This window comes from Bradyrhizobium sp. SZCCHNRI20481, from assembly GCF_032485055.1.
Classification (GTDB): domain Bacteria; phylum Pseudomonadota; class Alphaproteobacteria; order Rhizobiales; family Xanthobacteraceae; genus Bradyrhizobium.
Map to the genome: position 1 here is coordinate 91073 of NZ_JAUEUE010000002.1, position 24906 is coordinate 115978.

Sequence of the window (24906 nt, forward strand, 5' to 3'; positions counted from 1 at the left end):
CCGAAATGACAAGGATCGCACAGCTTCGGAGCGGGCTCGTCGGGCTGGCGATCGCCGTGCTTTGTCCGCTCACCGCCCAAGCCCAGATGGCGCACCAGCATGGGGCGGAGGCAGCATGCGAGGGCACTGAGCTCCGATGCGCAACCAAGGTGACGCCGTTCTTCGCTGGCGACGGCAAGCTCTGGCTCGTTTGGATGGCCGGAGGACGGATCTCGGTGGCGAGCTCGGCCGATGGCGGGAAGTCATATTCCGCCACCGTGCCGGTCACCGAGCAGCAGCTCAACCTCGACTGGGGGCCCGATGCTCGGCCGAAGCTGGTGGTCGATGGCAAGGGCGCGGTTGCGGTCGCGTTCTCGATTTTCCGCGACCAAGCCTTCAACGGGCAGGTGCTGTACTCCAGGTCGGAGGACGGCGGCAAAAGCTTCGCAGCGGTTCGCCCGATCACGGCCAGCAACGAAAGCCAGCGCTTCGAGGCGCTGGCTTTGGACCAGGATGGCACCGTCTTCGTGGCCTGGCTCGACAAGCGCAACCGGGCGCCGGCGAAGGCCGCCGGGCGTTCCTATGAGGGCGCAGGGCTGTTCTTCTCGTCGTCGCGCGATGGCGGTGCCACCTATGCCGAAGCGACGCTCGCCCAGGACAACACCTGCGAATGTTGCCGGCTCGGGCTTGCGTTCGCGGGGCCGGGTCGTCCGGTCGTGATGTTCCGCAACATTTTCGATGGCAGCGTGCGCGACCATGCCGTGATCACGTTCAGTGATCTCGGCACGCCCGGCGAGGTCTACCGGGTCAGCACCGACGATTGGCAGATCAAGGCCTGCCCGCATCAAGGGCCGAGCCTGGCCGTGGCGCCGACCGGCACCTATCACGTCGCCTGGTTCACCAACGGCAAGGCTCGCAAGGGGCTGTTCTATGCGCATTCGCGCGACGGTGGCCGAACGTTCTCGGAGCCCATGTCGATCGGTCAGGCCGATCGCAATCCCACGCGGCCCTATGTGCTCGCGACCCAGGACAGCACAACGCTGGTGTGGAAGGAGTTCGACGGCGAGCGGACCACGGTGATGGGAATGCAATCGCGGGACGATGGCGAGACGTGGTCGAAGCCGCGCGCCGTTGCCAGCACGGACAATGCGTCGGATCACCCGCTGCTGGTCGCCCGTGGCAGGCAGATCTTCCTGTCCTGGATGACCAAGTCGGACGGCTATCGGTTGCAGCCGATTGGAGATGAGTCATGAAACGCGCATTCGCAGCCCTTGCGATCTTTGGCCTCGTCGCCTTGACCGCGTCGAGCACTGCAGCTCCATCATCGCTGAAACCGTTCGAGCGCGGCACCTGGCACGAGGTGCTGCGGGCCCATGCGGGTCGTCCGACCCTGATCCATTTCTGGGGCGTCACCTGCGGCCCCTGCAAGATCGAGCTGCCGCAGCTCGGCAAGTTCATGTTCGATCATCCCGAGATCGACGTGGTCACCGTCAGCGCCGACCTCGTGCCCAATCTGAATGCCGCGACCCAGGCCATGCTGGACAAGGCCGGTCTCTCCACGGCGGAGAACTTCATTTTCGCCGACGGCTATGTGGAGCGCCTCCGGTTCGAGATCGATCCGTCCTGGCAGGGCGACATTCCGCGCACGATGCTCGTGACCCGCGAGGGCGTCGTCTCGACCATCGAAGGCAGCGCCGAGATCAGCGATCTCGACAAATGGTCCTCGGAGCAGGGACGGTCGCGCTAGGACGGTCCGGGCGAGGGGATCAAGGCTGGCCGCGCCGCGACCAGCCTTGAGATGGCGCCGCGGCGGGGTTCATCCTCCACTTCAGGGAAACCGGTAAATTGACTGGGAATCCGGCGGCTTAGCCGCTTTTTCTCAAACCCAGCCTTGTGTTTTGCCGCCTGATCCGGTTTGACTGCGCCAGCCCGAACCGAATCTCGAAGGCCTCGCCCATGCGTCTGTCGCGGTTTTTCCTGCCCATTCTGAAAGAAAATCCGAAGGAAGCCGAGATCGTCTCGCACCGGTTGATGCTGCGCGCCGGCATGCTGCGGCAGGAGGCGGCCGGGATCTATGCCTGGCTGCCGCTGGGCTTCAAGGTGCTGAAGAAGATCGAGCAGATCGTGCGCGAGGAGCAGAACCGCGCCGGTGCGCTGGAGCTGTTGATGCCGACCCTGCAGCTCGCCGACCTCTGGCGCGAGAGCGGCCGCTACGATGCCTACGGTCCGGAGATGCTGCGCATCAGCGACCGCCACAAGCGTGAGTTGCTGTACGGGCCGACCAACGAGGAAATGATCACGGAGATCTTCCGTGCCTATGTGAAGTCCTACCGTAACCTGCCGCTCAATCTCTATCATATCCAATGGAAATTCCGCGACGAGCAGCGTCCCCGCTTCGGCGTGATGCGCGGCCGCGAATTCCTGATGAAGGACGCCTATTCGTTCGACCTCGACGAGGCCGGCGCGCGGCGCGCCTACAACAAGATGTTCGTCGCCTATCTGCGCACCTTTGCGCGGATGGGCCTGAAGGGCATCCCGATGCGCGCCGAGACCGGTCCGATCGGGGGCGATCTCAGCCATGAGTTCATCGTGCTCGCGGAGACCGGTGAATCCGGCGTCTACTGCGACCGCAATGTGCTCGACCTGCCGATCCCTCCGGCCTCCGTCGACTATGACGGCGACCTGACGCCGATCATCAAGCAATGGACGTCGCTCTATGCGGCGACCGAGGACGTCCATGACGCCGCTCGCTTCGAAGCCGAGGTGCCGGCTGAGCGGCGGGTCCATACCCGCGGCATCGAGGTCGGCCAGATCTTCTATTTCGGCACCAAATATTCCGAGCCGATGAAGGCGCTGGTCGCGGGCCCCGATGGGGCGGAGGTGGCCATCCACGGCGGCTCCTATGGCGTCGGCGTGTCACGGCTGGCTGGTGCGATCATCGAGGCCTGCCACGACGACGCCGGCATCAGATGGCCGGAGGAGGTCGCCCCGTTCCGCGCCGTGATCCTCAACCTGAAGCAGGGCGGCTCCGACACCGATGCTGCCTGCGAGCAGCTCTATCGCGATCTCCTCGCCAAGGGGGTCGACGTGCTCTACGACGACACCGAGCAGCGCGCCGGCGGCAAGTTTGCCACGGCCGACCTCATCGGCGTCCCCTGGCAGATCATGGTCGGCCCCAAGGGCCTTGCCGAGGGCAAGGTTGAGGTGAAGACCCGCAGCGACGGCGCCCGCCAGATGATGTCCCCCGCGGACGTCGTGGCACGGCTCGGCGGCGGAACATTGGCTGGCTGAGACGCGCGTTCGATCATCGGATTATCCACCGGGGCTGCCCGTCCCTTCAGGCCAATCCGGCCACATTCGGCCCGAATCATGGGATGATCGCACAATGGATGACGCCATGACCGAACCGGTGCAGACCACCACCCCCTTCGCTCCCTTCGAGTGGATGCTGTCGGGGCGCTATTTGCGTGCGCGCCGCCGGGAGGGGTTCATCTCCGTCATCGCCGGGTTCTCCTTCCTCGGCATCATGCTCGGCGTTGCCACCCTGATCATCGTGATGGCGGTGATGAATGGCTTCCGCAAGGAGCTGCTCGACAAGATCCTCGGTCTGAACGGGCATCTGCTGGTGCAGCCGCTGGAGTCGCCGCTCACCGACTGGAAGGACGTCTCCGAGCGGATTGCGCAGGTGCAGGGCATCCGCCTTGCCGCGCCGGTGGTTGACGGACAGGGTCTGGGCTCGTCGCCATTCAATGCGTCAGGCGTGTTCATCCGCGGCATTCGCGCGCAGGACCTCACGAACCTGACGTCGATCGCCAAGAACATCAAGCAGGGCTCGCTGGAAGGTTTCGACGAGGGGCAGGGCGTGGCGATCGGGCGCCGGCTCGCGGACCAGCTGTCGCTGCATGCCGGCGACAGCATCACCCTGGTCGCCCCAAAGGGCGCCGTGACGCCGATGGGCACCACGCCGCGCATCAAGCCCTACAAGATCGCGGCGGTGTTCGAGATCGGGATGTCGGAATACGACGCCAGCTTCGTCTTCATGCCGCTGGCCGAAGCGCAGGCCTATTTCAATCGCAACAACGACGTCACCGCGATCGAGATCTTCACCAGCAATCCCGACAAGGTGGAGGAGTTTCGCAAGACGGTGACCGAGGCGGCCGGCCGACCCATCTTTCTCGTCGACTGGCGCCAGCGCAACTCGACCTTCTTCAATGCGTTGCAGGTCGAGCGTAACGTGATGTTCCTGATCCTGACCTTGATCGTCCTGGTCGCGGCGCTCAACATCGTTTCGGGACTGATCATGCTGGTCAAGGACAAGGGCCAGGACATCGCCGTGCTGCGCACCATGGGGGCTTCGCAGGGGGCGATCATGCGGATATTCCTGATCACCGGCGCCTCGATCGGGGTGGTCGGCACGCTCACCGGATTCGTCGTCGGCCTCCTGATCTCGATGAATATCGATTCGATCAGGAAGTTTCTGTCCTGGCTGACGAGCACCGATCTGTTTCCCAATGAGCTCTATTTCCTGTCGAAGCTGCCGGCTGAGATCGATGCCGGCGAGACCGCGGCCGTTCTGATCATGGCCTTGACCCTGTCTTTCCTGGCTACGCTCTATCCATCATGGCGCGCGGCCCGATTAGACCCGGTCGAAGCGCTTCGCTACGAGTGAGGCGCTGATGGAAGAGCAGGGGGCAGAGGATGTGCCGGTCGTTTATCTCCACGAGATCAAGCGGCGGTACATGCAGGGCGAGCAGCAGCTGACCATCCTGGACGGCGCCAAGCTGGCGTTGTGGGCGGGGCAGTCGGTGGCGCTGGTGGCGCCGTCGGGCTCGGGCAAGTCGACATTGCTGCACATCGCGGGCCTCCTCGAGAGCCCCGACGAGGGCGAGGTCTATGTCGGGGGCGTGCCGACGTCGCAGCTCACCGACATCGAGCGCACCCAGATGCGCAGGACCGATATCGGTTTCGTCTACCAGTCGCACCGGCTGCTGCCGGAGTTCACGGCGCTGGAGAACGTGATGCTGCCGCAGATGATCCGCGGCCTCAAGCGGTCGGAGACCGTGAAGCGGGCGACCGAGATCCTGGCCTATCTCGGGCTCGGCGAGCGCATCAAGCACCGTCCGGCCGAGCTCTCCGGCGGCGAGCAGCAACGCGTCGCGATCGCGCGTGCGGTCGCCAATGCGCCGCGTGCGCTGCTGGCGGACGAGCCGACCGGCAATCTCGATCCTGGCACCGCCGATCACGTCTTTCACGCGCTGATGCAGCTCGTGAAGGCGACGCGGGTCGCGATGCTGATCGCGACCCACAACATGGAGCTGGCGGGCCGCATGGACCGGCGCGTCTCCATCGTCGGCGGCAAGGTCGTCGAGCTCGACTGAGTCCGGCCGCAGTCAGGGCCTGATCACCGTCATCTTGAACGGCTCGCGATGGGCGGCGGCATGGGCGACCGCGTCGTTGGCATGATCGAGGTCGAAACAGGTCGGCTCGAACTGCGCAAGGTCGAGCAGCCCGGCCCTGATCAGCTCCACCATCCTGACCGTCGCGCTTGGCGGGTACATCCAGACGCCGTGGATCGTGACGCACTCGCGCATGATCCAGGGATAGGGCAGCTCGAGCCCGGCTCCGCCCAGCATCCCGACGCCGCCCATCAGCACCACGCGCCCATAGGGACGCACGGTCATCACGGCCGACCGCACGACCTGGGCGGTGACCGACGGCGGCATGATGTCGAGCACGCAGTCGATCGGGCGCGGCGCCGCGCGCTTCATGCGTGCGATGTCCTCGCCCTCGTCGCCCGAGAGCCTGACCGGATGGACGCGGGATCCGAACCGGCGCTTCAGCTCCGCCAGCATGACCTCGTTGCGGCCGGGCGCCACGACCGCAGCGGCGCCCATGGCAAGCGCCACCGCGACCGCGGCGCTGCCGAACCTGCCGGTGGCGCCGCTGACCAGGACGGTCTCGCCCGCGTGCAGATTGGCGGCAATAAAGCCGCCATAGGGCACGAGCAGGGTGCCGAGCGCGCACCAGCGCGCAGCGTCATCAGTGTCGATGGCCCCGATCGGCTTGGAGTTCTCCGTCGGCACGCGCATCCGTTCGGCAAACGAGCCGTGCCGGAAATATTGTTGCAGCCTCAGCCCGCCCGGTCCGCGCGCGCTCAAGCCCTGCAGGGTGATGTCGGGGGCGAAGGCTGCGTCACGCGAGCGCACGGTTGGATCGCAGAACACCCAGTCGCCGATGGCGAGATGCGTCGCGTCGGGGCCGAGGGCGCTGACCCGGCCGACCCCTCCGGTGCCGGGGATCACCGGCAGGTCCAGCAGGTACTTCCGTTCGCCGCTGAACACTTCATTCGCATAGGACAGCACGCCGGCCGCGGCGATGTCGACGATGATTTCGCCGGTGCCGAGCACGGGGTCTTCGACATGCTCGATCTCGAGCGGCGATCCAAATCGTTTGAGCACGGCGGCCTTCATGGTCCTTCTCCATTTTCGCGGTGGCGAGGCTCCAGCCTGCCGGTCTATGCTCCGCGCAGGAAGGCCTGGTATTATCCTGGGATTAGGCAAGCCCACGCTGGCCACACCTCCCGCGGGAGCGAACCATGAGGGATCCAGCACATGAGTGATCCGCGACATGCCGAGCTCGGCAACTTCCTGCGCTCGCGGCGCGAGAAGCTGACGCCGCAAGCGGTCGGACTCGCGGCCGGGCGGCGGCGACGCACCGCAGGGCTGCGACGGGAGGAAGTGGCCGAGCTCGCTGGCATCGGCGTCGACTGGTACATCCGAATCGAGCAGGGCCGGGCCGTGAAGCCGTCCTCCTCGACCATCGATGCGCTGGCGCGCGCCCTGCGCCTGAGCCGAACCGAGCATGCTCATCTCAAGGCGCTGGTGCGCGATCCTGCGCGCAAGCCGTTCGTGCGCGAGCAGGTGCCGGTCCGGCTGCGCGAGCTCGTGCAGGGTCTGAACCAGCCGGCCTACATCTCCGGACGGCGATGGGATGTGCTGGCCTGGAATGCCGCGGCGGACGAGATCTTCGGCTTCTCGCAACTCGCCGACGATGAGCGCAACACGTTGGTGCTGATGCTGTGCAAGCCCGGCGTGCGCCGGCTGTTCGGCGCGCAATGGAAGGAGCTGGCGCAACGCATGGTCGCGCAGTTTCGCGCGACCTACGATCTGTGGGCGGGCGATCCCGCCTTCGTCGATCTGATCGCGCGGCTGCGGCGCGGCAGCCGCGAGTTCGACGGCCTGTGGGCGGCGCACGACGTCAATGCGCTTGCTGCCGGCGAGAAGCTGCTCGAGCATCCGAAGAAGGGCCGCGTGAGGCTGCGATACGCGACCTTCCAGTCCAATGACGATCCCGCGCTGAAATTGGCGATCTACTACACGTGATGACGATGCCGCTCCGGACGAGCGTGCGTTCAGCATGGGCCGGGAAGTACCACACATTCGTCCGCTTTGCGCATGATGATGCTACGCATTCGCAAGACTCGTCGTGCTGCCCTGAAGAATTCACGACTGAGACGTGACAGGGTTCGTTCCGTGACCGGGAGTTTCCCGATCACGATTTTGCCGTCGCGCGTATTGTGGCCATGGATGGACGCCGGCCACGACTCCTCCTTACATCTTATTAGTTGTTTGTTCATGTTGCGGGCAAAGCCTTGGAAAACAGGCCTTTGCGCCCAATCCCATAAAAGCCGGAAAGAATGGTTCTGATCTGCACATCGGTTGATGTCGGCGGAGCGAATGCGGGTGGCAGGATCGCTTCGTCGCGCTGCATGTTTTTCGCACGAAACCAGAGGGCCTGGGGACTTTGGGACAGAAGCTACGGAGTTCGATGATGAAGACGCTTTTCGGCGCAACGGTGGGGCTCGGCGCAATCGCCGCGGCGACGTCTGCATTCGCAGCTGATCTTCCAATGAAGAAGGGGCCGTACACCAAGGCGCCGCCCGCCGTCGTGGCGACGGTGTATGACTGGAGCGGCTTCTATGTCGGCTTCAACGCCGGCGGAGGTTCCAGTCGGGATTGCTGGAATCTGGTTTCGAACGCCGGTGTGGCGGTGAACCCGGCAGCCAACCGCGAAGGCTGCTCCGGCGGCGGCGGCGCGGCCGTCGGCGGCCAGGTCGGCTACCGCTATCAGATGGCCAATTGGGTGTTCGGCGTCGAGGCGCAGGGCGACTGGGCGAATTTCAAAGGCACGAATCGCAACCTGATTCTTCCCAATGTCAGCGACCGTTCACGCACCAACGGCTTCGGCCTGTTCACCGGCCAGGTCGGCTATGCCTTCGACAACATTCTCGGCTATATCAAGGGCGGTGCCGCGGTCGTCGGCGATCGCTACGACACCTTCACCACGGGCACCAACGTGATGCTCGATCGCGCCAACACCACGCGTTGGGGTGGCACGATCGGTGCCGGCCTCGAATATGGCTTCGCGCCGAACTGGTCGGTCGGCGTCGAGTACGACCACATCTTCCTGGGTAACAAGAACCTGAACTTCGTCGCCGCGGCCGGCGCGCCCGCGATGACTCATCGCATCAAGCAGGATGTCGACATCGGGCTCGTGAAGCTGAACTACAAGTTCGGTCCGGGTTTCGGGATGATGCGCTGACGCAACGACATCATCGATTGCTTCGGTTCGTCGGAGCCACGGCTTCGACGAACCTTCGATGGTATGGCCTGAAACGATAGCTCGCTGCGTCGAAGGTGGGGGACGGGTCAGTCCTCTTCGAACACGAATGGGTTGGGGAACGGCGCGTAGGGATTTGGCGCCGGCGGACGCGGCTTGATCCGTTGCCTGTGCGGATACGGATAGGGCGTCGCGCGCGGGTCATTGCTGACGCCGGCGAAATAGGGATTCGCGATGCAGTTCAGCAGGCGTCCCGACGCCGTCGCCTGGCATTGCGCGTAAGTGTCGAAGGTACAGTGGCTCAAGCCCGGAAACTCATCACCCTGCAGACAGAACGCATGCCTGACACCGACGGCGTGAGCCGGCGCATGGGTTGCGACCACGAGGCCGGCTGCAGCCAGGGCCGCAAATAAAACCTCACGCATCAACGATCTCCCTTCATTCCTTGATGACCAGAACGCGCGTGCTTCATGGCGAAGCACCGGCGCGACGGCCCTCACGCGTGTGTAGTCGGTCGGCCCTCGATTGCAAGCTGGAAAGTTCCATCAACACACTGTGATTAAAGATTAATTTCCCAACATGTCTCGTGGCCTTTCAGCAGCGAGCTGTGACCGAGCGGCTACAGCAATTGTGGCGCAGATCGTTAAGAGATGCGGCTGGCCTGGGGGCCAAATGAGACGAGACTGGACCTGTGATGAAGAAACTTCTGTTGACGACGACGGCGCTCGTGGTGCTGGCCTCGCCGGCGCTTGCCGCGGATCTCGCTGCGCGTCCCTACACGAAGGCACCGCCGCCGGTGATGGCTGCGATCTATGACTGGAGCGGCTTCTACATCGGCGTGAACGGTGGCGGCGGCTGGAGCGAGAACACCTGGGATCTGGTCGGCGGCGGCCGCGAGGGTTCGCATGATGCATCCGGCGGCACCGTCGGTGGCCAGGTCGGCTATCGCTGGCAGATGGGCCAGATCGTGTTCGGCGTCGAGGCGCAGGGCAATTGGGCCGACCTCACCGGCGACAATCAGAGCGCGCTGTTCGGAACGCGTAACCGCACCAAGACCGATGCGTTCGGCCTGTTCACCGGCCAGGTCGGCTATGCCATCAACAACGTGCTGCTCTACGCCAAGGGCGGCGCGGCCGTGACCAGCAACAAGTACACGATCACCAACGCGGCGACCGGCGCGTTCCTCGCCTCCAACGACGACACGCGCTGGGGCGGCGTGGTCGGTGCCGGCCTCGAATACGGCTTCGCGCCGAACTGGTCGCTGGGCGTCGAGTACGACCATCTGTTCATGGATCGCCAGACCGTCAGCTTCGGTGCGCTCGGCTCCGACAGCATCAAGCAGGACGTCGATCTGTTCACCGCCCGCCTGAACTACCGCTTCGGCGGCCCGATCGCGACGCGGTACTGAGTCGATCCGCGCACGATCGGCGGATTGCAAAGCCCCGGCGTTCGCGCCGGGGCTTCTTGTTTGTGGGCCGGATTAACCATCTGCGGCGCGGGCGCGGCAACGGGTCGATCAGCGCGCTTGACCTGAGAACAGAAAAGGAACATTGTTCTTCATATGTTCTGACTCAGGGAGGTCCCGATGCTGAAGGTTTTCGTTCAAGAAGCCGCCGCGCTGGCGTCGATCACGCTGTTCGTCGGCATGATCGCGCTCTGGGCGCAAATCATTCCACAGCTTTAGTTTTCCGAGCGCAGCGACTGGGGACAAGGCAGGCGAGGGCGCCGGACTCGCCGGAGGGCCTCCGATATGATGCGGAGCGAGTCGGTCGGGAGATAGGGCATGGCGCCGGGTCGTGACCCGAGCAAGCCCGGAAGCCGGCCCGACACCGTGATCGATCTCGGAAAAGCCCCAGGAAGTTGCAAAGCGAGCATGTCCAGCGCCGGATTCGTCCATCTCCACGTTCACTCCGCCTATTCGCTGCTGAAGGGCTCGATCAAGATCGGCAAGCTCGGCGAGCTCGCCAAGGCCGATCGCCAGCCCGCGCTGGCGCTGACCGACACCGACAACATGTTCGGTGCGCTCGAATTCTCCGACAAGATGGCGAGCTATGGCATCCAGCCGATCGCCGGCTGCGAGCTCGCCATCGATTTCGGCGACATGGACCCGAATGCCCGCAATGCCGGTGCGGTCGCGCAGCCCTCGCGAATCGTCCTGCTGGCCGCACGCGAGGAGGGCTACCGCCACCTGATGCGGCTGAACTCGCGCGCCTTCCTGGACACGCCGACGCATCAGGCGCCGCACATCAAGTTCGAGTGGCTGAACGAGGGTGTCGATGGTCTGATTGCGCTCACCGGCGGGCCCGATGGGCCGATCTCGCTCGCGATCCAGCACGACATGGCGGCACTTGCGACGCAGCGCTGCGAGCGGCTGGCAAGCCTGTTCGGCGACCGCCTCTACATCGAGCTGCAGCGCCACGGGGTCGACCGCGAGCGCCGCGTCGAAGGCGGCCTGATCGATATCGCCTATGGCAAGGGCCTGCCGCTGGTCGCGACCAACGAGCCGTATTTCGCGACCGCCGACGACTACGAGGCGCATGATGCGCTGCTGTGCATCGCCGGCGGCCATCTGGTCGCCGACACCGAGCGCGTGCAGCTGACGCCGGATCACCGCTTCAAGACCCGTGCCGAGATGGCGGTGCTGTTCGCCGACCTTCCGGAGGCCTTGGCCTCGACGGTCGAGATCGCCGAGCGCTGTTCGTACCGGCCGCGGACGCGCAAGCCGATCCTGCCGTTTTTCACGGTCGGCGCCGGCACCGGCAGCGATGCCGTGGACGCCGCGAGCGCCGAGGCCGCCGAGCTGAAGCGACAGGCGGAGGAGGGGTTGGAGCGACGCCTCAAGGTGCACGGCATGGCGCCGGGCATGACCGAGGAGGACTATCAGAAGCGGCTCGCCTTCGAGCTCGACGTCATCATGCGCATGAAGTACGCGGGCTACTTCCTGATCGTGTCGGACTTCATCAAATGGGCGAAGGCACACGGCATTCCGGTCGGGCCGGGTCGCGGCTCCGGTGCCGGCTCCCTGGTCGCCTGGGTCTTGACCATCACCGACCTCGATCCGATGCGGTTCGCGCTGCTGTTCGAGCGCTTCCTCAATCCCGAGCGTGTCTCGATGCCGGACTTCGACATCGACTTCTGCCAGGACCGCCGCGGCGAGGTGATCTCCTACGTCCAGCAGCGCTACGGCCGCGACCAGGTGGCGCAGATCATCACCTTCGGCACCCTGCAGGCGCGCGGCGTGCTGCGCGACGTCGGCCGTGTGCTGCAGATGCCCTATGGCCAGGTCGACAAGCTCACCAAGCTGGTGCCGCAGAATCCGGCCGCGCCGGTGACGCTCGCCGCCGCGATCGAGGGCGAGCCGAAGCTGCAGGCCTTCCGCGACGAGGACCCGGTGGTGGCGCGCGCCTTCGACATCGCGATGCGCCTCGAAGGCCTGACGCGGCATGCCTCGACCCACGCCGCCGGCATCGTCATCGGCGACCGGCCGCTGAGCGAGCTGGTGCCGATGTATCGCGATCCGAAATCGGACATGCCGGTTACCCAGTTCAACATGAAGTGGGTCGAGCCCGCCGGCCTCGTCAAGTTCGACTTCCTCGGCCTGAAGACGCTGACCGTGCTCGACGTCGCCGTGAAGCTTCTGAAGCAGCGCGACGTCCACGTCGATCTCGCGACTCTGCCGATCGACGACGCGCCGAGCTATCAGATGCTGGCGCGGGGCGACGTGGTCGGCGTGTTCCAGGTTGAAAGCCAGGGCATGCGGCGGGCGCTGATCGACATGCGCCCGGACCGCTTCGAGGACATCATCGCGCTGGTGGCGCTGTATCGTCCCGGTCCGATGGCCAACATCCCGACCTACTGCGCCCGCAAGCACGGCGAGGAGGAGCCGGAATATCTGCACCCGATCCTGGAGCCGATCCTGAAGGAGACCTTCGGCGTCATCATCTACCAGGAGCAGGTGATGCAGGTCGCGCAGCAGATGTCCGGCTATTCGCTCGGCGAAGCCGACCTCCTGCGCCGCGCCATGGGCAAGAAGATCCGCGCCGAGATGGACAAGCAGCGTGTCCGCTTCGTCGAGGGCGCCACCCAGAACGGCGTGCCGAAGGACCAGGCCGACACGATCTTTGATCTGCTCGCCAAGTTCGCCGACTACGGCTTCAACAAGTCGCACGCGGCCGCCTACGCGCTGGTGTCCTACCACACCGCCTACATGAAGGCGCATTATCCGGTGGAGTTCATCGCAGCGTCGATGACGCTCGATCTCAACAACACCGACAAGCTCTCGGAATTTCGTACCGAGGCGCAGCGCCTGGGCATCAAGGTCGAGCCGCCGTCGATCAACCGCTCGGGGCCGACCTTCGAGGTCAGCGGCAACACCATCTTCTACGCGCTGGCGGCCCTAAAGGGCGTCGGTCCGCAGGCGATCGAGATGATCGTGGAGGCCCGCAACAAGGGCGGGCCGTTCACCTCGCTCGCCGACTTCGCCTCCCGCGTCAATCCGCGCGCGATCAACAAGCGCATCATCGAGACGCTGGCTGCCGCCGGTGCGTTCGACGTGCTCGACAAGAACCGCGCGCGCGTGTTCGCCGGCGCCGACGCCATCGTCGCCGCCTGCCAGCGCGCCCACGAGGCCGCGACCTCGGGCCAGAACGACATGTTCGGCAACGCCGCCGACGCGCCCGCGATCATCCTGCCCAACATCGAGAACTGGCTGCCGGCCGAGCGTCTGCGGCGCGAATATGATGCGATCGGCTTCTTCCTGTCGGGCCATCCGCTCGACGACTACGCCGCGGCGCTGAAGCGCCTGCGCGTCCAGAGCTGGGCCGAGTTCTCGCGCGCAGTGAAGACCGGCGCGACCGCGGGCAAGGTCGCCGCCACCGTGGTGTCGCGCATGGAGCGGCGCACCAAGACCGGCAACAAGATGGGCATCATGGGCCTGTCGGATCCGACAGGCCATTTCGAGGCGGTGCTGTTCTCCGAAGGCCTTGCACAATATCGCGACGTGCTCGAGCCGGGCGCGGCGGTGCTGCTTCAGCTCGGCGCCGAGCTGCAGGGCGAGGATGTGCGCGCGCGCGTGCTCCATGCCGAGCCGCTCGATGATGCCGCCGCCAAGACGCAGCGTGGCCTGCGCATCTTCCTGCGCGACACCAAGCCGCTCGACTCCATCGTCAAGCGCCTGCAGGGGCCGGAAGGTGCCGCGGCCAATGGCAACGGGGCCATCGCCAAGAGTGCCGCGCCGCCATTGGCGCCCCGCGCAGCAGCAGGCGAAGGCGAGGTGTCGCTGGTCATGATGTTGGACCTCGAAACCGAGGTGGAGATGAAGCTGCCGGGGCGCTTCAAGGTTTCGCCACAAATCGCAGGTGCCATCAAGGCGGTGACCGGCGTGGTCGACGTGCAGCAGCTATAATCGGGGCGATCGTTCCGCTGGAACGGCTGCGTTCGGCGATCTTGCTGGTCGAACGGGGGGACGAGGAACAAAAAAGCTGCGCGTGGGCTGTACGGACATGCCTCCGTTCAACCGCGGTTCAGCCATTCTCCCGCTGAATCCGCGGCGGGTGCCTCGAAGGGGCTTGAACCATGCGCTTGGCCAAGATCACCGCGAAGATCGTCCTGAGTGTCTCGCTCTGCCTGCTCGCCTTGGCGGGCTTGCCGCGGCTTGCTGCAGCGCAGCAGCCCGGCGCCGAAAAGCGCATCGCCTTGGTGATCGGCAACGGGGCCTATGCCAAGGGTCCGCTGGCCACGGCGGCCAACGATGCTGGCCTGATTGCGCAGACGCTGCAGGCCGCGGGCTTCGATGTGGTCGGCGCGCGCGATCTCGATGCCGACACGCTGCGCAAGAGCTTTCGCGATTTCATTCACAAGGCCCAGTCAGCCGACACCAACACCGTCGCAATGGTCTATCTGGCCGGCTACGGCATGCAGCTCGCCGGCGAGAACTATTTTCTTCCCGTCGACGCCAACATCGGCAGCGACGTCGACATTCCGACCGAAGGCCTGCGCCTCAGCGACTACATCCGCCAGCTTGCGGCGACGCCGGTGAAGGCCAGCGTCGTGGTGCTCGATGCCGCCCGCCAGCAGCCCTTCATCGCCAGCGGTCCGGCGATCGCCGGCGGCTTGGCGCTGGTCGAGCCCGATGCCAACATGCTGATCGCCTTCAATGCGGCGCCGGGCACGATCGCGCCGAACGAGACCGGCGCCTACGGCGTCTACGCGCGCTCGCTCGCGGAGATGATCCGCACCGGCGGCCTGTCGCTGCCGGAGGTGTTCGACCGGCTGCGGCTGCGCGTCAACGAGGAGACCAAGGGCGCGCAGGTGCCGTGGGATGCGCAGAAGATCCAGGCCGCCTTCACCTTCTTCGAGCGGGCGCCGGACGCGCCCGTCACGCCGGATTCGCCGGAGCAGACCGCGGCGCTGCGCTCGCGCCCGATCCGCGAGCTGCCGGTGCAGGAGGCCTATGCCGCGGCGCTGGAGCGCGACACGCTGCAGGGCTATGAGGATTTCATCGCCGCCTATCCGAGCGACCCGCTGGCGCGGCGCGTGCGCGCCCTCGTCGCCGCTCGCCGCGAGGCGCTGACCTGGCGACGGACGTTTCGCACCGACAGCCCGGAGGCCTATTGGTCCTACCTGAAGCGCTATCCCTATGGCGCGCATGCCGAGGACGCCCGGCGGCGGCTGGCGATGTTGTCGGCACAGCCGGCGCCGCCGCCGACCTTCGCGATGATCGAATATGACGTGCCGCCGCCGCCGCTCGACGAGGTGATCTATGTCGAACGTCCGGTGCTGCTGTTCTCGGATCCCGAATTCGATTTCGTGCCGCCGCCCCCGCCGCCGGTCTACATCCTGCCGCCGCCTCCGCCGGAGTTCGTGGAGCTGCCGCCGCCGTTCGCGCCGGTCGGCCTGTTCATCCTGCCGCGGCCGGTGTTCGTGCCGATCCCGGTTTATGTCCGGCCGCCGGCTTTCGTTGCGCCGCCGCCGAACAACATCATCTACCAGAACATCCACAACACCGCGGTCATCAACACCGTGATCAATCGTCCCGCACCTGCCGGTCCGATGTCCACCGGTCCCGCTGCGACAACCCAGCCGGCCGTGGCGCCGGCGCCGGCATTGCCGCCCGCGGTAATGCAGCGCGCGACCCTGATCCAGCAGGGCAAGGTGCCGCCGCCCGCACCGGTCGCCAATCCTGCCGCGCGACCCGCCGGACCGGGCGGACCGTTGCCTGCTGGCGTTCCGCAGGCTGCGCTTCCAAATCAGGCCGGCCGGCCGGGGCAGGGCCCGCCAAACGCGAATGCGCTTCCGGTGCCGGGCCAACGTGGCGCGCCGGGGCTTCCCGCTGCGGTGCAGACGCCTGCGATCCGACCGGACATGCGGGCGAACCGCACGCCGCCCGGCGTACCCGCCGCGCCTCCCGCGGCGGTGGCTCCTCGCCCGGTTGCGCCGGCGGCCATTCCACACGCACCGGACGCGCGACCGCGGCTGCAGCCGGCCGTGCCCGACCAGATCCAGCATCGCGCAGCGCCGCCGACGGCTGCGCGGCCGAGTCCGCCGCCGCCACGGCCGCCGGCTGCGCCCGTGCTTCGAGCGGCGCCGGCGCGGCCCGCGCCGCCGCCTGTGATGCGCCCAGCTCCTCCGCCACAAATGGCCCGGCCGGCGCCGCCCCCGATGGCCCGGCCCGCTCCGCCGCCGATGATGCGGCCGGCTCCGCCGCCGCCAATGGCGCGTCCGAGCCCGCCGCCGCAGATGGCACGTCCAAGCCCGCCGCCGGTGGCCGCGATGGCGCGGCCCGCCGCACCGCCGCCGATGGCGAGACCGGCTGCACCACCGCCGCGACCTGCTCCGCCGCAGGCCCCGGGCAAGCGGTGTCCGCCGAACGTGCCGCATTGCTGAGCCGGCCGGCGCAGCCGCGGCGCGCCGGTTGCATCGCAGGCCCGTTTTCGATATTGGCCGGACCGCCGGATTGATCGATCGTGGGCGCACGACGTCGGCAGTCGACGACGTGTTGCGGGGGCACCATTGATATCAGCGTTTGTTGGCACCGTGCGCGCGCTGCTGTGGCGAGGCGCGATCATGGCAGCTCTTGGCAGTGCTGGGGTTGCGGGCGTCCCGTCCTATGCCAATGCGCAGGCGCTGCCGGGCGCCGAAGCCGTCTATGCCTCGGCGCCGCCGCGCCTGCTTCAGATCCGCACGCTCGTGGCCGATGCCGGTCGCCAGACCTCGACCGGTTCCGGCTTCCTGGTCTCCGCCGACGGGCTCGCGGTCACGAACTATCACGTCGTGTCGGACGCCGCGCTCGAGCCGAAGACCTACCGGCTCGAATATACGGGAGCCGATGGCACACAAGGCGGCGTGACGCTGCTCGCCGTCGACCTGCCCAACGATCTCGCGCTCGTTCGCGTCGACAAGCAGAACGCGCCATTCTTCTCCTTCGACAAGGCCGCGCTCGACGGCAGCCTGCCGAAAGGCGAGCGGCTGTATTCGCTCGGCAACCCGCTCGATCTCGGCTTCACCATCATCGAGGGCACCTACAACGGTCTCGTCGAGCACAGCTACAACGATCACATCCATTTCACCGGCGCGCTCAATCCCGGCATGAGCGGCGGGCCGGCGGTCAATGCGCAAGGCCAGGTGGTGGGCGTCAACGTCGCCACCCGCCGCGGCGGCCAGCTCATCAGCTTCCTGGTGCCGGCGCGCTTCGCCGCCGCGCTGCTGGCACGCGGTCAGGATGCCAGGCCGGCGGCGGCCGATCTGCGCAAGGACGTGGTCGCGCAGCTCACCAGCTGGCGCGGAGCGCTCTACAAATCCTTGGGCGAGGAGGGCTTCCGCGACCGCGTATTTGGGTCCTATCAGGCGCCGGAGACGCGCGCGGGCTGGTTCGAATGCTGGGCGAGCACGAATGCCAGCGCGTCGCCGAAGCCGCGCGCCAGCATCAATTCGACCAGTTGCAAGGCCGAGGCGAGCGTGTATGTCGCCTCCGACCTCAACACCGGCGTGGTCGAGGTCAGCCACTCCTACGCGAAATCGATCGACCTCAATCAATTCCAGTTCGCGACCGTGCTGACGCAACTGGCGCAGCCGCGGCTGACCATGGGTGGCTCGTTCCGCAAATGGTACACGCCGCAGCATTGCCATGCGGATTTCGTCGGCGTCGCGCCGGCGGCCGCTCATCCGCCGCTGCGCGTATTGTGGTGCGCGCAAGGCTATCGTGAGTTCGACGGCCTCTACGACGTCGTGCTGGTCGCGGTCACGCAGGACCACGCCGACGAGGCGCTGGTGTCGCGGCTGAACCTGCAAGCGATCGCCTACGACGACGCCTTGCGCCTCGGCAAGAGCTTCCTCGAACGCCTGCAGGTCGCACGATGATCTGGATCGAGATCCTCTCCAAGCATCGCGACGTCGCCGGCCGCTTCCGCGTCGATGCCACCGAGATCAGCATCGGCCGTGGCTATGACAATCACGTCATCCTTGACGATCCCTATGTCGCCGCGCGCCATGTGCGGATTTTCCGCAACGGCGAGGGGCGCCTCGTCGCCGAGGATCTCGGCAGCGCGAACGGTCTCTTTCTCGATCGCAGCAAGAGCCGGAAGCCGCAGCTCGTCCTCGATGGCATCAAGCCGATCCGGATCGGCCAGACACTGCTTCGGATCCGCGACGCCGGCCATGCCGTCGAGCCGGAGCGGCTCGCGGGCTCCGAACGCGGGGCGCTGCCGATCATCGCGGCGATCGCGCTCGGCGTCGTCCTGCTCGCGATCAATGCGCTGATGACCTGGTTTGCGCAGACCACCGAGGCGCATCTGTCCGATTATCTCGTGCCGACCCTCACCATGATCGGGGTCGTCGTTGCCTGGGTCGGCGTCTGGGCGCTGCTGGCGCGGCTGTTTTCCGGTCGCTCGCATTTTCTGCGCCACCTCCTGATCGCGCAGGCGGGTCTGATCGCATTCTGGATCTACAGCGAGTTCGCCCAGATTGCCTCGTTCGCCCTGACCTGGACCGCCGTCTTCACCTACGGCTATGTCGTGTCGTGGATCGTTCTGGCGGCGACATGCTTCCTGCATCTGCGCGAGGTCGGGCGCACCCACATGGTCGCCAAGGGCATGGTAGTCGGGCTGCTGCTCGTGGTCGCGATCGCGGTTCAGACCGTGCAGCGGTCGGAGGCGCTGGCGAATTCCGGCCGTCCCAATGTCAGCCACGTGCTGATGCCGCCGTCCTTGCGCCTGGTTCCAGTACAGGACGAGCAGGTCTTCTCCGACGACGCTGCGCGGCTGAGGGCAAAGCTCGACGCCGATCGGGCCGCGCTGACGCCGGCCGGTGTGGAGCGCTGAGCACAGTTCCCCCGTCTTTGCTCCAGCAGATTGAAAGTTCCCCGGTTCCCATCATAGCCTCTATCCGGGTTTTTACGGGGAGGGGGCGATGAACAGGCGAGCGCTGCTGGGATTGGGAGTGGCATTTCTGGTATCAGGGTGCCTAACAGGCAAAGAAGGCACCGAGTATGCGGTGGTGTCACAGAAGATCGGGGCGCCGCGTTCCGGACACTCCCGCATCGTCATCATGAGTTTGAAGGATGCCTGGCTCGACAGGACCACCTGCGACGCCAAGGTCGATGGCGTCGCGCTAAGCCGCCTGATCCCCGGTACCTACGTCTACCTCGACCGGCCGGCCGGTCCGCACCACCTCGTCGCCACCCAGACCCTGTTCCCGGGCGACTCGGTGCTCGATTTCAATACCGAACCGGGGCGGACCTATTTCTTTTCGATCAGGCCCAGCGATCGGTCCAGGGCCATGCAGGGCGGCGGCATGGCATTTGGCCTGCTGGGCATGGGCGTGATGGCGGCGGCCTCGTCGGGCGCCGGCAACAAGGGCCCGGTCGACTTCGTTCCGCTCCAGGAAGGGCAGGCGAGGGCGGCGCTGGCGGAGCTTCTGCAGGCCGAATAGGCCCATTTTCCTTGCGTTGCGCCAAAATCCGGCTATATAGCGCGCCATCTCACACGGAAACTTGGCTCTCCTAGAGGGCGTCCGGTGGCAAGCCGGGCCTTAACGGTCTGTCTTTGCTCACGCGTTTCCGGAGGAATCAACCGGAGAATATCCAATGGCGCTACCTGAATTCACGATGCGCCAGCTGCTCGAAGCTGGCGTGCACTTTGGTCACCAGTCTCACCGCTGGAATCCGAAAATGGCCGATTTCATTTTCGGAGCCCGCAACAACATCCACATCATCGATCTCGCCCAGACCGTGCCGCTGCTGCACACGGCGCTGCAGGCTGTCAGCGACACCGTCGCCAAGGGCGGCCGCATCCTGTTCGTCGGCACCAAGCGCCAGGCGCAGGACAACGTGGCCGATGCGGCCAAGCGTTGCGCGCAGTATTTCGTCAATTCGCGCTGGCTCGGCGGTACGCTGACCAACTGGAAGACGATCTCGGCCTCGATCAAGCGCCTGCGTCATCTCGACGAGGTGCTGTCCTCTGGCGAAGCCAACTCCTACACCAAGAAGGAGCGGCTGACCCTGCAGCGCGAGCGCGACAAGCTCGATCGCTCGCTCGGCGGCATCAAGGACATGGGCGGTCTGCCCGACATGATCTTCGTGATCGACACCAACAAGGAAGACATCGCGATCCAGGAGGCCCAGCGCCTCAAGATCCCGGTTGCCGCGATCGTCGATACCAATTGCGACCCGAAGGGCATCACCTATGTCGTGCCGGGCAATGACGATGCGGGCCGTGCGATCTCGCTGTATTGCGACCTGATCGCGCGTGCCGCGATCGACGGCATCTCGCGGGCGCAGGGCGAGCTCGGGATCGACGTCGGGGCTTCCGCCGCCCCGCTGGAGGAAGAGCTTCCGGCAGCATCGGTCGCCTCGAAGTTCCAGGGGCTGCCCGGTCCGCGTGGCACCGCCGACGATCTCAAGAAGCTCACCGGCGTTTCGGGGGCCGTCGAGAAGAAGCTGAACGACCTCGGCATCTTCCACTACTGGCAGCTCGCCGAGCTCGATCACGACACGGCACACCAGATCGGCGAAGAAGTGGGTCTGCCGAGCCGGGCCGATGCCTGGGTTGCCCAGGCCAAGTCGCTCGCCGACGCCTAAGACGACGCAAGAGAATCTGGCCGGCGTCTCACGCCGGCCATCGCGACTGAGATAGGTTTTTCCTGGCAGCGGGCGGCGACCAGCCATCCGCTGCGTCGCGCTTTGGACAGGCAAAAGGACGTTCAACAATGGCTAACATCACCGCAGCGATGGTGAAGGACCTGCGCGAGTCGACCGGCGCGGGCATGATGGACTGCAAGGCCGCGCTCACCGAGAACGGCGGCGACATGCAGGCCGCGCAGGATTGGCTGCGCAAGAAAGGCCTGTCGAAGGCCGCCAAGAAGGCCGGTCGCGTTGCGGCCGAGGGCCTGATCGGCGCGCTGACCTCGGGCAAGAAGGGCGTGGTCGTCGAGGTCAACTCCGAGACCGACTTCGTCGCCCGCAACGAGCACTTCCAGGGCCTGGTCAAGATGATCGCCCAGGTCGCGCTCGACGTCGGTGCCGACGTGGAGAAGATCAAGGCCGCCAAGGTGGGCAGCATCACGGTCGAGGCCGCGATTGCCGATTCGATCGCCACCATCGGTGAGAACCAGACGCTGCGGCGTGCGGCTTCGCTCGAAGTGAGCCAGGGCGTCGTGTCGAGCTACGTCCATGGCGCCGTCATCGAGGGTGCCGGCAAGCTCGGCGTGATCGTGGCGCTGGAGTCGCCCGGCAAGACCGACGAGCTCGCCGTGCTCGGCCGCCAGCTCGCGATGCATGTGGCCGCGGCCAATCCGCAGGCGATCGATGCGGGCGGTCTCGATCCGGAACTCGTCAAGCGCGAGAAGGACGTGCTCGCCGACAAATATCGCCAGCAGGGCAAGCCGGAAAACGTGATCGAGAAGATCGTCGAGTCCGGCCTGAAGACCTACTACAAGGAAGTCACCCTGCTCGAGCAGGCCTTCATCCACGACAGCGGCAAGTCCGTCGCGCAGGCGCTGAAGGAAGCCGAAGGCAAGGTCGGTGGTCCGATCAAGGTCGCCGGTTTCGTCCGCTATGCCCTCGGCGAGGGCATCGAGAAGGAAGAGACCGACTTCGCTGCCGAAGTCGCCGCCGCCAGCGGCAAGAAGTAACGACTGAACCTGGTTCGATCCGGCGCATGCGTGCGCCGGATCCCAACGCGCGAGACAGGGAAGCATTGGCACATGGCTGAGCCGGTCTATCGTCGCGTCGTGGTCAAGCTGTCCGGCGAATATCTCGCGGGCCCTCATTCCTTCGGCATCGACCAGCCGACCATCGACCGCATCGCCGACGACCTCATTGCGGCTCAGAAGTTGGGCGTCGAGATTGCCGTCGTCGTCGGCGGCGGCAACATGGTGCGCGGGGTCGAGGTCTCGTCGCAGGGCGTATCGCGCCCGACCGGCGACACGATGGGCATGCTCGCGACCGTCATGAACTGCCTGGCGCTCGAAGCCGCGATTCAGCGCAAGGGTACCCCGGCGCAGGCGCTCTCGGCCTTCGTGATGCCGGAGGTGTGCGAGCTGTTCACGCGCGCTGCAGCGCACAAGTCGCTGGCCGAAGGGCGCATCGTGGTGCTCGGGGGCGGCACCGGCAATCCGTATTTTACCACGGACACCACAGCGGTGTTGCGGGCGGCCGAGATCGGTGCGCAGGCCGTGCTGAAGGCCACCAATGTCGACGGCGTCTATAGTGCCGATCCCAAGAAGGATCCGGCCGCCAAGCGCTTCGACCGTCTGACCCATTCGCAGGCCATCGAGGGCGGCTACAAGGTCATGGACGCGACTGCATTCGCGCTTGCCCGGGAAACATCGCTGCCTATCATTGTCTTCTCCATTGCCGAACCCGGCTCGATCGGTGCGATGCTGCGGGGCGAAGGGCGCGGCACCATCGTCGCGGGGTGAGCCCGGCACCGTCGACGGCCGGTGTTGGACCGATCCCCAGCCTGCGGTAGAAGCGTAAGCGAAACAGGAATTCGTCCGGGAGTTGCGCGAGTCCGGCCGCTGGCCCTCCAAGGCCCGGCAGAACGGCCGCAGCGACCGGGTTGCAGAAAGGAAAGCGTGATGTCCACGGGCAATTTCGATCTCAACGAACTGAAGCGCCGCATGCAGGGCGCGACCCAGGCGCTGAAGCACGAGCTCGGCGGCCTGCGCACCGGCCGCGCCTCGGCGTCGATGGTGGAGCCGGTCCAGGTCGAAGCCTATGGCTCGCACATGCCGCTCAACCAGCTCGCCACCGTCTCCGTGCCCGAACCGCGTCTGCTGTCGGTGCAGGTCTGGGACAAGTCGATGGTGAAGGCGGTCGAGAAGGCGATCGTGGATTCCAATCTCGGCCTGTCGCCGGCGACCGAAGGTCAGGTGATCCGGCTTCGCATTCCCGAGCTCAACCAGGAGCGCCGCAAGGAGCTGGTGAAGGTCGCGCACAAATATGCCGAGGCCGCGCGCGTCGCTGTCCGCCATGTCCGCCGCGACGGTCTCGATACCCTCAAGAAGCTCGAGAAGAATCACGAGATGTCCGAGGACGATCAGGAGCGCCTCGCTGCCGACGTGCAGAAGGCGACCGACAGCGTGATCTCGGAGATCGACCAGCTGCTGGCGGCGAAGGAAAAGGAAATCCTCACCGTCTGAAGGATGTTTTTGATGTCCAATGCCGCGGCCCCCGTGACGGAGGCGCCGGAACGCTCCGACGGCCCGGCCCACGTTGCCATCATCATGGATGGCAACGGTCGCTGGGCTGCGGCGCGCGGGCTGCCGCGAGCGGAAGGGCATCGCCGCGGCGTCGAGGCGCTGCGCCGCGTGGTGCGCGCCGCGCCTGAGCTCGGCATTCGCTATCTCACCATCTTCTCGTTTTCGTCCGAGAACTGGTCACGCCCGGCGAGCGAGATCGGCGATCTGTTCGGCCTGCTGCGCCGCTTCATCCGCAACGATCTCGCAACCCTGCATCGCGACGGCGTTCGGGTCCGGGTGATCGGCGAGCGCGACGGGCTCGAGACCGATATCTGCGCGCTCCTGAGCGAAGCCGAGGAGCTGACCCGGGGCAACACCAAGCTGACGCTGGTGGTCGCCTTCAACTACGGCTCGCGCCAGGAGATCGCGCGCGCGGCCCAGCTTCTGGCGCGCGAGGTCGCCGAGGGCCGGCGCGATCCGTCCTCAATCGATGCCGACGCGATCGGTGCCCATCTCGATGCGCCCGATGTTCCCGATCCCGATCTCATCATCCGCACCAGCGGTGAGCAGCGGCTGTCGAACTTCCTGATGTGGCAGGCGGCCTATAGCGAGCTGGTGTTCGTGCCGATCCATTGGCCCGATTTCGACAAGGCCGCGCTGGAGGGCGCGATCGCCGAGTTCGGCCGGCGCGAACGCCGCTTCGGCGGCCTCGTGGCGAAAACCGCCTCGTGACCAAACCGGATACCGCAGCCGTGGGAGACGCCGGCGGGCAGCCGAAACAGGCTGCGCCCAGCAATCTGGTGATGCGGGTTGCGGCGGCGCTCGTGCTGGTGCCGCTGGCGCTCGGTGCTGCCTATGGCGGCGGCGTGTTCTGGACCACTTTGGTCACGATCGTCGCGGTCGGCCTGTATCTCGAATGGCTGATGGTGGTGGGCGAGGTCCGCAAGGCCAGCGTCGGCACGGCCGGAGCCCTGGCCATCGGCGTTGCCGGCATTTGCTGCGCATTCGGCCTGATCGACTTCGCCGTCGTCGTGCTCGCCCTTGGCCTCGTCGTGGTCACGGCGCTGGCTGATGCGGGACGCCGCGCCTGGGCGGCCGCCGGCTTCGCCTACGCCGCCGCTGCCGAGCTCGGCTCGGTGCTGGTGCGCTTCGATGCCGCCGAGGGATGGCATGCGCTGGTGCTGGTGTTTCTGGTCGTGTGGGCCAGCGACATCGGCGGCTACGTTGCGGGCCGCAGCATCGGCGGGCCGAAGCTCGCGCCGCGGATCAGCCCGAACAAGACCTGGGCCGGCGCGATCGGCGGCTTCGCGGCCAGCCTTGCTGCCGCGGCCGGCTGGTCGTTGGCGGGCGCCGGCGGACTGGTGACGATTCTCGTGCTGGCAGCAGTGCTGTCGGTGGTCTCGCAGCTCGGCGACCTGCTCGAATCTGCGGTGAAGCGGCACTTCGGGGTCAAGGATTCCAGTCACATCATTCCCGGCCATGGCGGCCTAATGGATCGCCTGGACGGCTACGTCGCGGCAATCGTTGTCGCCGCATTGCTCGGTTTGCTGCGCGGCGGCCTCGATGGCGTCGGCCGCGGTCTTCTGGTTTGGTGATCGGCAGCGCGGCTGACCGGTCGATAATGTTTTGGTG

The 24906-nt window shown here is 66.2% G+C and carries 22 protein-coding genes; 19 read left to right on the forward strand and 3 right to left on the reverse strand.

The window, feature by feature from the left end; genetic code table 11:
- Positions 1-5 precede the first annotated feature (5 nt).
- The 5 genes from QX132_RS02940 (at position 6) to QX132_RS02960 (ending at position 5357) form a co-directional block, all read left to right on the forward strand.
- The gene (locus QX132_RS02940) at positions 6-1232 is read left to right on the forward strand and encodes a sialidase family protein (RefSeq protein WP_316160033.1); all 1227 of its coding nucleotides are present in this window, start codon (positions 6-8) and stop codon (positions 1230-1232) included.
- Positions 1229-1726, forward strand: a complete 498-nt coding sequence (locus QX132_RS02945) for a TlpA disulfide reductase family protein (protein WP_316160034.1) — start codon at positions 1229-1231, stop codon at positions 1724-1726. Before QX132_RS02940 ends, QX132_RS02945 begins: the two co-directional genes overlap by 4 nt.
- A gap of 209 nt (positions 1727-1935) precedes the next feature.
- Positions 1936-3270, forward strand: a complete 1335-nt coding sequence (gene proS, locus QX132_RS02950; protein ID WP_316160035.1) for a proline--tRNA ligase — start codon at positions 1936-1938, stop codon at positions 3268-3270.
- A gap of 94 nt (positions 3271-3364) precedes the next feature.
- Positions 3365-4648, forward strand: a complete 1284-nt coding sequence (locus tag QX132_RS02955) for a lipoprotein-releasing ABC transporter permease subunit (protein ID WP_315711581.1) — start codon at positions 3365-3367, stop codon at positions 4646-4648.
- A gap of 7 nt (positions 4649-4655) precedes the next feature.
- On the forward strand, positions 4656-5357 hold the full coding sequence (locus tag QX132_RS02960) for an ABC transporter ATP-binding protein (RefSeq protein WP_315738246.1): 702 nt from the start codon (positions 4656-4658) through the stop codon (positions 5355-5357).
- Between the two features lie 12 nt (positions 5358-5369).
- Here the strand turns inward: QX132_RS02960 and QX132_RS02965 are convergent, their stop codons facing one another.
- The gene (locus QX132_RS02965; RefSeq protein ID WP_316160036.1) at positions 5370-6449 is read right to left on the reverse strand and encodes a zinc-binding alcohol dehydrogenase family protein; all 1080 of its coding nucleotides are present in this window, start codon (positions 6447-6449) and stop codon (positions 5370-5372) included.
- A gap of 141 nt (positions 6450-6590) precedes the next feature.
- On the opposite strand from QX132_RS02965, the gene QX132_RS02970 reads away from it, so the two are divergent.
- The gene (locus QX132_RS02970) at positions 6591-7361 is read left to right on the forward strand and encodes a helix-turn-helix transcriptional regulator (RefSeq protein WP_315810873.1); all 771 of its coding nucleotides are present in this window, start codon (positions 6591-6593) and stop codon (positions 7359-7361) included.
- A gap of 250 nt (positions 7362-7611) precedes the next feature.
- Here the strand turns inward: QX132_RS02970 and QX132_RS02975 are convergent, their stop codons facing one another.
- On the reverse strand, positions 7612-7749 hold the full coding sequence (locus tag QX132_RS02975; protein WP_315738243.1) for a hypothetical protein: 138 nt from the start codon (positions 7747-7749) through the stop codon (positions 7612-7614).
- Between the two features lie 57 nt (positions 7750-7806).
- Here QX132_RS02975 and QX132_RS02980 point away from each other — a divergent pair, with 57 nt between their 5' ends.
- A complete protein-coding gene (locus tag QX132_RS02980) occupies positions 7807-8580 on the forward strand; it encodes an outer membrane protein (RefSeq protein WP_315711586.1) in 774 nt (257 codons plus the stop codon).
- 107 nt (positions 8581-8687) lie between these two features.
- Here the strand turns inward: QX132_RS02980 and QX132_RS02985 are convergent, their stop codons facing one another.
- Positions 8688-9023, reverse strand: a complete 336-nt coding sequence (locus QX132_RS02985) for a DUF3551 domain-containing protein (protein WP_315738242.1) — start codon at positions 9021-9023, stop codon at positions 8688-8690.
- Positions 9024-9292: 269 nt separating this feature from the next.
- On the opposite strand from QX132_RS02985, the gene QX132_RS02990 reads away from it, so the two are divergent.
- The 12 genes from QX132_RS02990 to QX132_RS03045 all read left to right on the forward strand — a co-directional run bounded on the left by QX132_RS02990 (position 9293) and on the right by QX132_RS03045 (position 24869).
- Positions 9293-10006 carry an outer membrane protein gene (locus tag QX132_RS02990; RefSeq protein ID WP_315756737.1) on the forward strand — a complete coding sequence of 238 codons (714 nt, stop codon included), beginning with the start codon at positions 9293-9295 and terminating at the stop codon, positions 10004-10006.
- A 465-nt stretch (positions 10007-10471) separates the two neighbouring features.
- A complete protein-coding gene (dnaE, locus tag QX132_RS02995) occupies positions 10472-14002 on the forward strand; it encodes a DNA polymerase III subunit alpha (protein ID WP_316160037.1) in 3531 nt (1176 codons plus the stop codon).
- A 170-nt stretch (positions 14003-14172) separates the two neighbouring features.
- Positions 14173-16482 carry a caspase domain-containing protein gene (locus tag QX132_RS03000; protein WP_316160039.1) on the forward strand — a complete coding sequence of 770 codons (2310 nt, stop codon included), beginning with the start codon at positions 14173-14175 and terminating at the stop codon, positions 16480-16482.
- A gap of 180 nt (positions 16483-16662) precedes the next feature.
- Positions 16663-17955, forward strand: coding sequence for a S1C family serine protease (locus QX132_RS03005; RefSeq protein ID WP_409998056.1), 1293 nt, complete (start codon positions 16663-16665; stop codon positions 17953-17955).
- A complete protein-coding gene (locus tag QX132_RS03010) occupies positions 17952-18914 on the forward strand; it encodes an FHA domain-containing protein (protein ID WP_316160040.1) in 963 nt (320 codons plus the stop codon). The genes QX132_RS03005 and QX132_RS03010 overlap by 4 nt, the downstream gene beginning before the upstream one ends.
- Positions 18915-19002: 88 nt before the next feature.
- Positions 19003-19524, forward strand: coding sequence for a hypothetical protein (locus QX132_RS03015; RefSeq protein WP_316160041.1), 522 nt, complete (start codon positions 19003-19005; stop codon positions 19522-19524).
- Positions 19525-19678: 154 nt separating this feature from the next.
- Positions 19679-20671, forward strand: coding sequence for a 30S ribosomal protein S2 (locus QX132_RS03020; protein ID WP_315738235.1), 993 nt, complete (start codon positions 19679-19681; stop codon positions 20669-20671).
- A gap of 128 nt (positions 20672-20799) precedes the next feature.
- Entirely contained in the window at positions 20800-21723 is a 924-nt protein-coding gene (tsf, locus tag QX132_RS03025; protein WP_315756731.1) for a translation elongation factor Ts, read from the forward strand.
- A gap of 72 nt (positions 21724-21795) precedes the next feature.
- Entirely contained in the window at positions 21796-22512 is a 717-nt protein-coding gene (gene pyrH / locus QX132_RS03030) for a UMP kinase (RefSeq protein WP_315738234.1), read from the forward strand.
- A gap of 159 nt (positions 22513-22671) precedes the next feature.
- The gene (frr, locus tag QX132_RS03035; protein ID WP_315738233.1) at positions 22672-23235 is read left to right on the forward strand and encodes a ribosome recycling factor; all 564 of its coding nucleotides are present in this window, start codon (positions 22672-22674) and stop codon (positions 23233-23235) included.
- Between the two features lie 12 nt (positions 23236-23247).
- Positions 23248-24006, forward strand: a complete 759-nt coding sequence (locus QX132_RS03040; RefSeq protein WP_315780209.1) for an isoprenyl transferase — start codon at positions 23248-23250, stop codon at positions 24004-24006.
- Positions 24003-24869, forward strand: a complete 867-nt coding sequence (locus QX132_RS03045) for a phosphatidate cytidylyltransferase (protein WP_316160042.1) — start codon at positions 24003-24005, stop codon at positions 24867-24869. Before QX132_RS03040 ends, QX132_RS03045 begins: the two co-directional genes overlap by 4 nt.
- Positions 24870-24906: the final 37 nt, after the last annotated feature.

Excerpts from the sequence above, each read along its gene's own strand:
- QX132_RS02940 (WP_316160033.1), top strand. The coding sequence starts at position 6 with ATGACAAGGATCGCACAGCTTCGGAGCGGGCTCGTCGGGCTGGCGATC.
- QX132_RS02945 (WP_316160034.1), top strand. The coding sequence starts at position 1,229 with ATGAAACGCGCATTCGCAGCCCTTGCGATCTTTGGCCTCGTCGCCTTG.
- proS (WP_316160035.1), top strand. The coding sequence starts at position 1,936 with ATGCGTCTGTCGCGGTTTTTCCTGCCCATTCTGAAAGAAAATCCGAAG.
- QX132_RS02955 (WP_315711581.1), top strand. The coding sequence starts at position 3,365 with ATGGATGACGCCATGACCGAACCGGTGCAGACCACCACCCCCTTCGCT.
- QX132_RS02960 (WP_315738246.1), top strand. The coding sequence starts at position 4,656 with ATGGAAGAGCAGGGGGCAGAGGATGTGCCGGTCGTTTATCTCCACGAG.
- QX132_RS02965 (WP_316160036.1), bottom strand. The coding sequence starts at position 6,449 with ATGAAGGCCGCCGTGCTCAAACGATTTGGATCGCCGCTCGAGATCGAG.
- QX132_RS02970 (WP_315810873.1), top strand. The coding sequence starts at position 6,591 with ATGAGTGATCCGCGACATGCCGAGCTCGGCAACTTCCTGCGCTCGCGG.
- QX132_RS02975 (WP_315738243.1), bottom strand. The coding sequence starts at position 7,749 with ATGCAGCGCGACGAAGCGATCCTGCCACCCGCATTCGCTCCGCCGACA.
- QX132_RS02980 (WP_315711586.1), top strand. The coding sequence starts at position 7,807 with ATGATGAAGACGCTTTTCGGCGCAACGGTGGGGCTCGGCGCAATCGCC.
- QX132_RS02985 (WP_315738242.1), bottom strand. The coding sequence starts at position 9,023 with ATGCGTGAGGTTTTATTTGCGGCCCTGGCTGCAGCCGGCCTCGTGGTC.
- QX132_RS02990 (WP_315756737.1), top strand. The coding sequence starts at position 9,293 with ATGAAGAAACTTCTGTTGACGACGACGGCGCTCGTGGTGCTGGCCTCG.
- dnaE (WP_316160037.1), top strand. The coding sequence starts at position 10,472 with ATGTCCAGCGCCGGATTCGTCCATCTCCACGTTCACTCCGCCTATTCG.
- QX132_RS03000 (WP_316160039.1), top strand. The coding sequence starts at position 14,173 with ATGCGCTTGGCCAAGATCACCGCGAAGATCGTCCTGAGTGTCTCGCTC.
- QX132_RS03005 (WP_409998056.1), top strand. The coding sequence starts at position 16,663 with ATGGCAGCTCTTGGCAGTGCTGGGGTTGCGGGCGTCCCGTCCTATGCC.
- QX132_RS03010 (WP_316160040.1), top strand. The coding sequence starts at position 17,952 with ATGATCTGGATCGAGATCCTCTCCAAGCATCGCGACGTCGCCGGCCGC.
- QX132_RS03015 (WP_316160041.1), top strand. The coding sequence starts at position 19,003 with ATGAACAGGCGAGCGCTGCTGGGATTGGGAGTGGCATTTCTGGTATCA.
- QX132_RS03020 (WP_315738235.1), top strand. The coding sequence starts at position 19,679 with ATGGCGCTACCTGAATTCACGATGCGCCAGCTGCTCGAAGCTGGCGTG.
- tsf (WP_315756731.1), top strand. The coding sequence starts at position 20,800 with ATGGCTAACATCACCGCAGCGATGGTGAAGGACCTGCGCGAGTCGACC.
- pyrH (WP_315738234.1), top strand. The coding sequence starts at position 21,796 with ATGGCTGAGCCGGTCTATCGTCGCGTCGTGGTCAAGCTGTCCGGCGAA.
- frr (WP_315738233.1), top strand. The coding sequence starts at position 22,672 with ATGTCCACGGGCAATTTCGATCTCAACGAACTGAAGCGCCGCATGCAG.
- QX132_RS03040 (WP_315780209.1), top strand. The coding sequence starts at position 23,248 with ATGTCCAATGCCGCGGCCCCCGTGACGGAGGCGCCGGAACGCTCCGAC.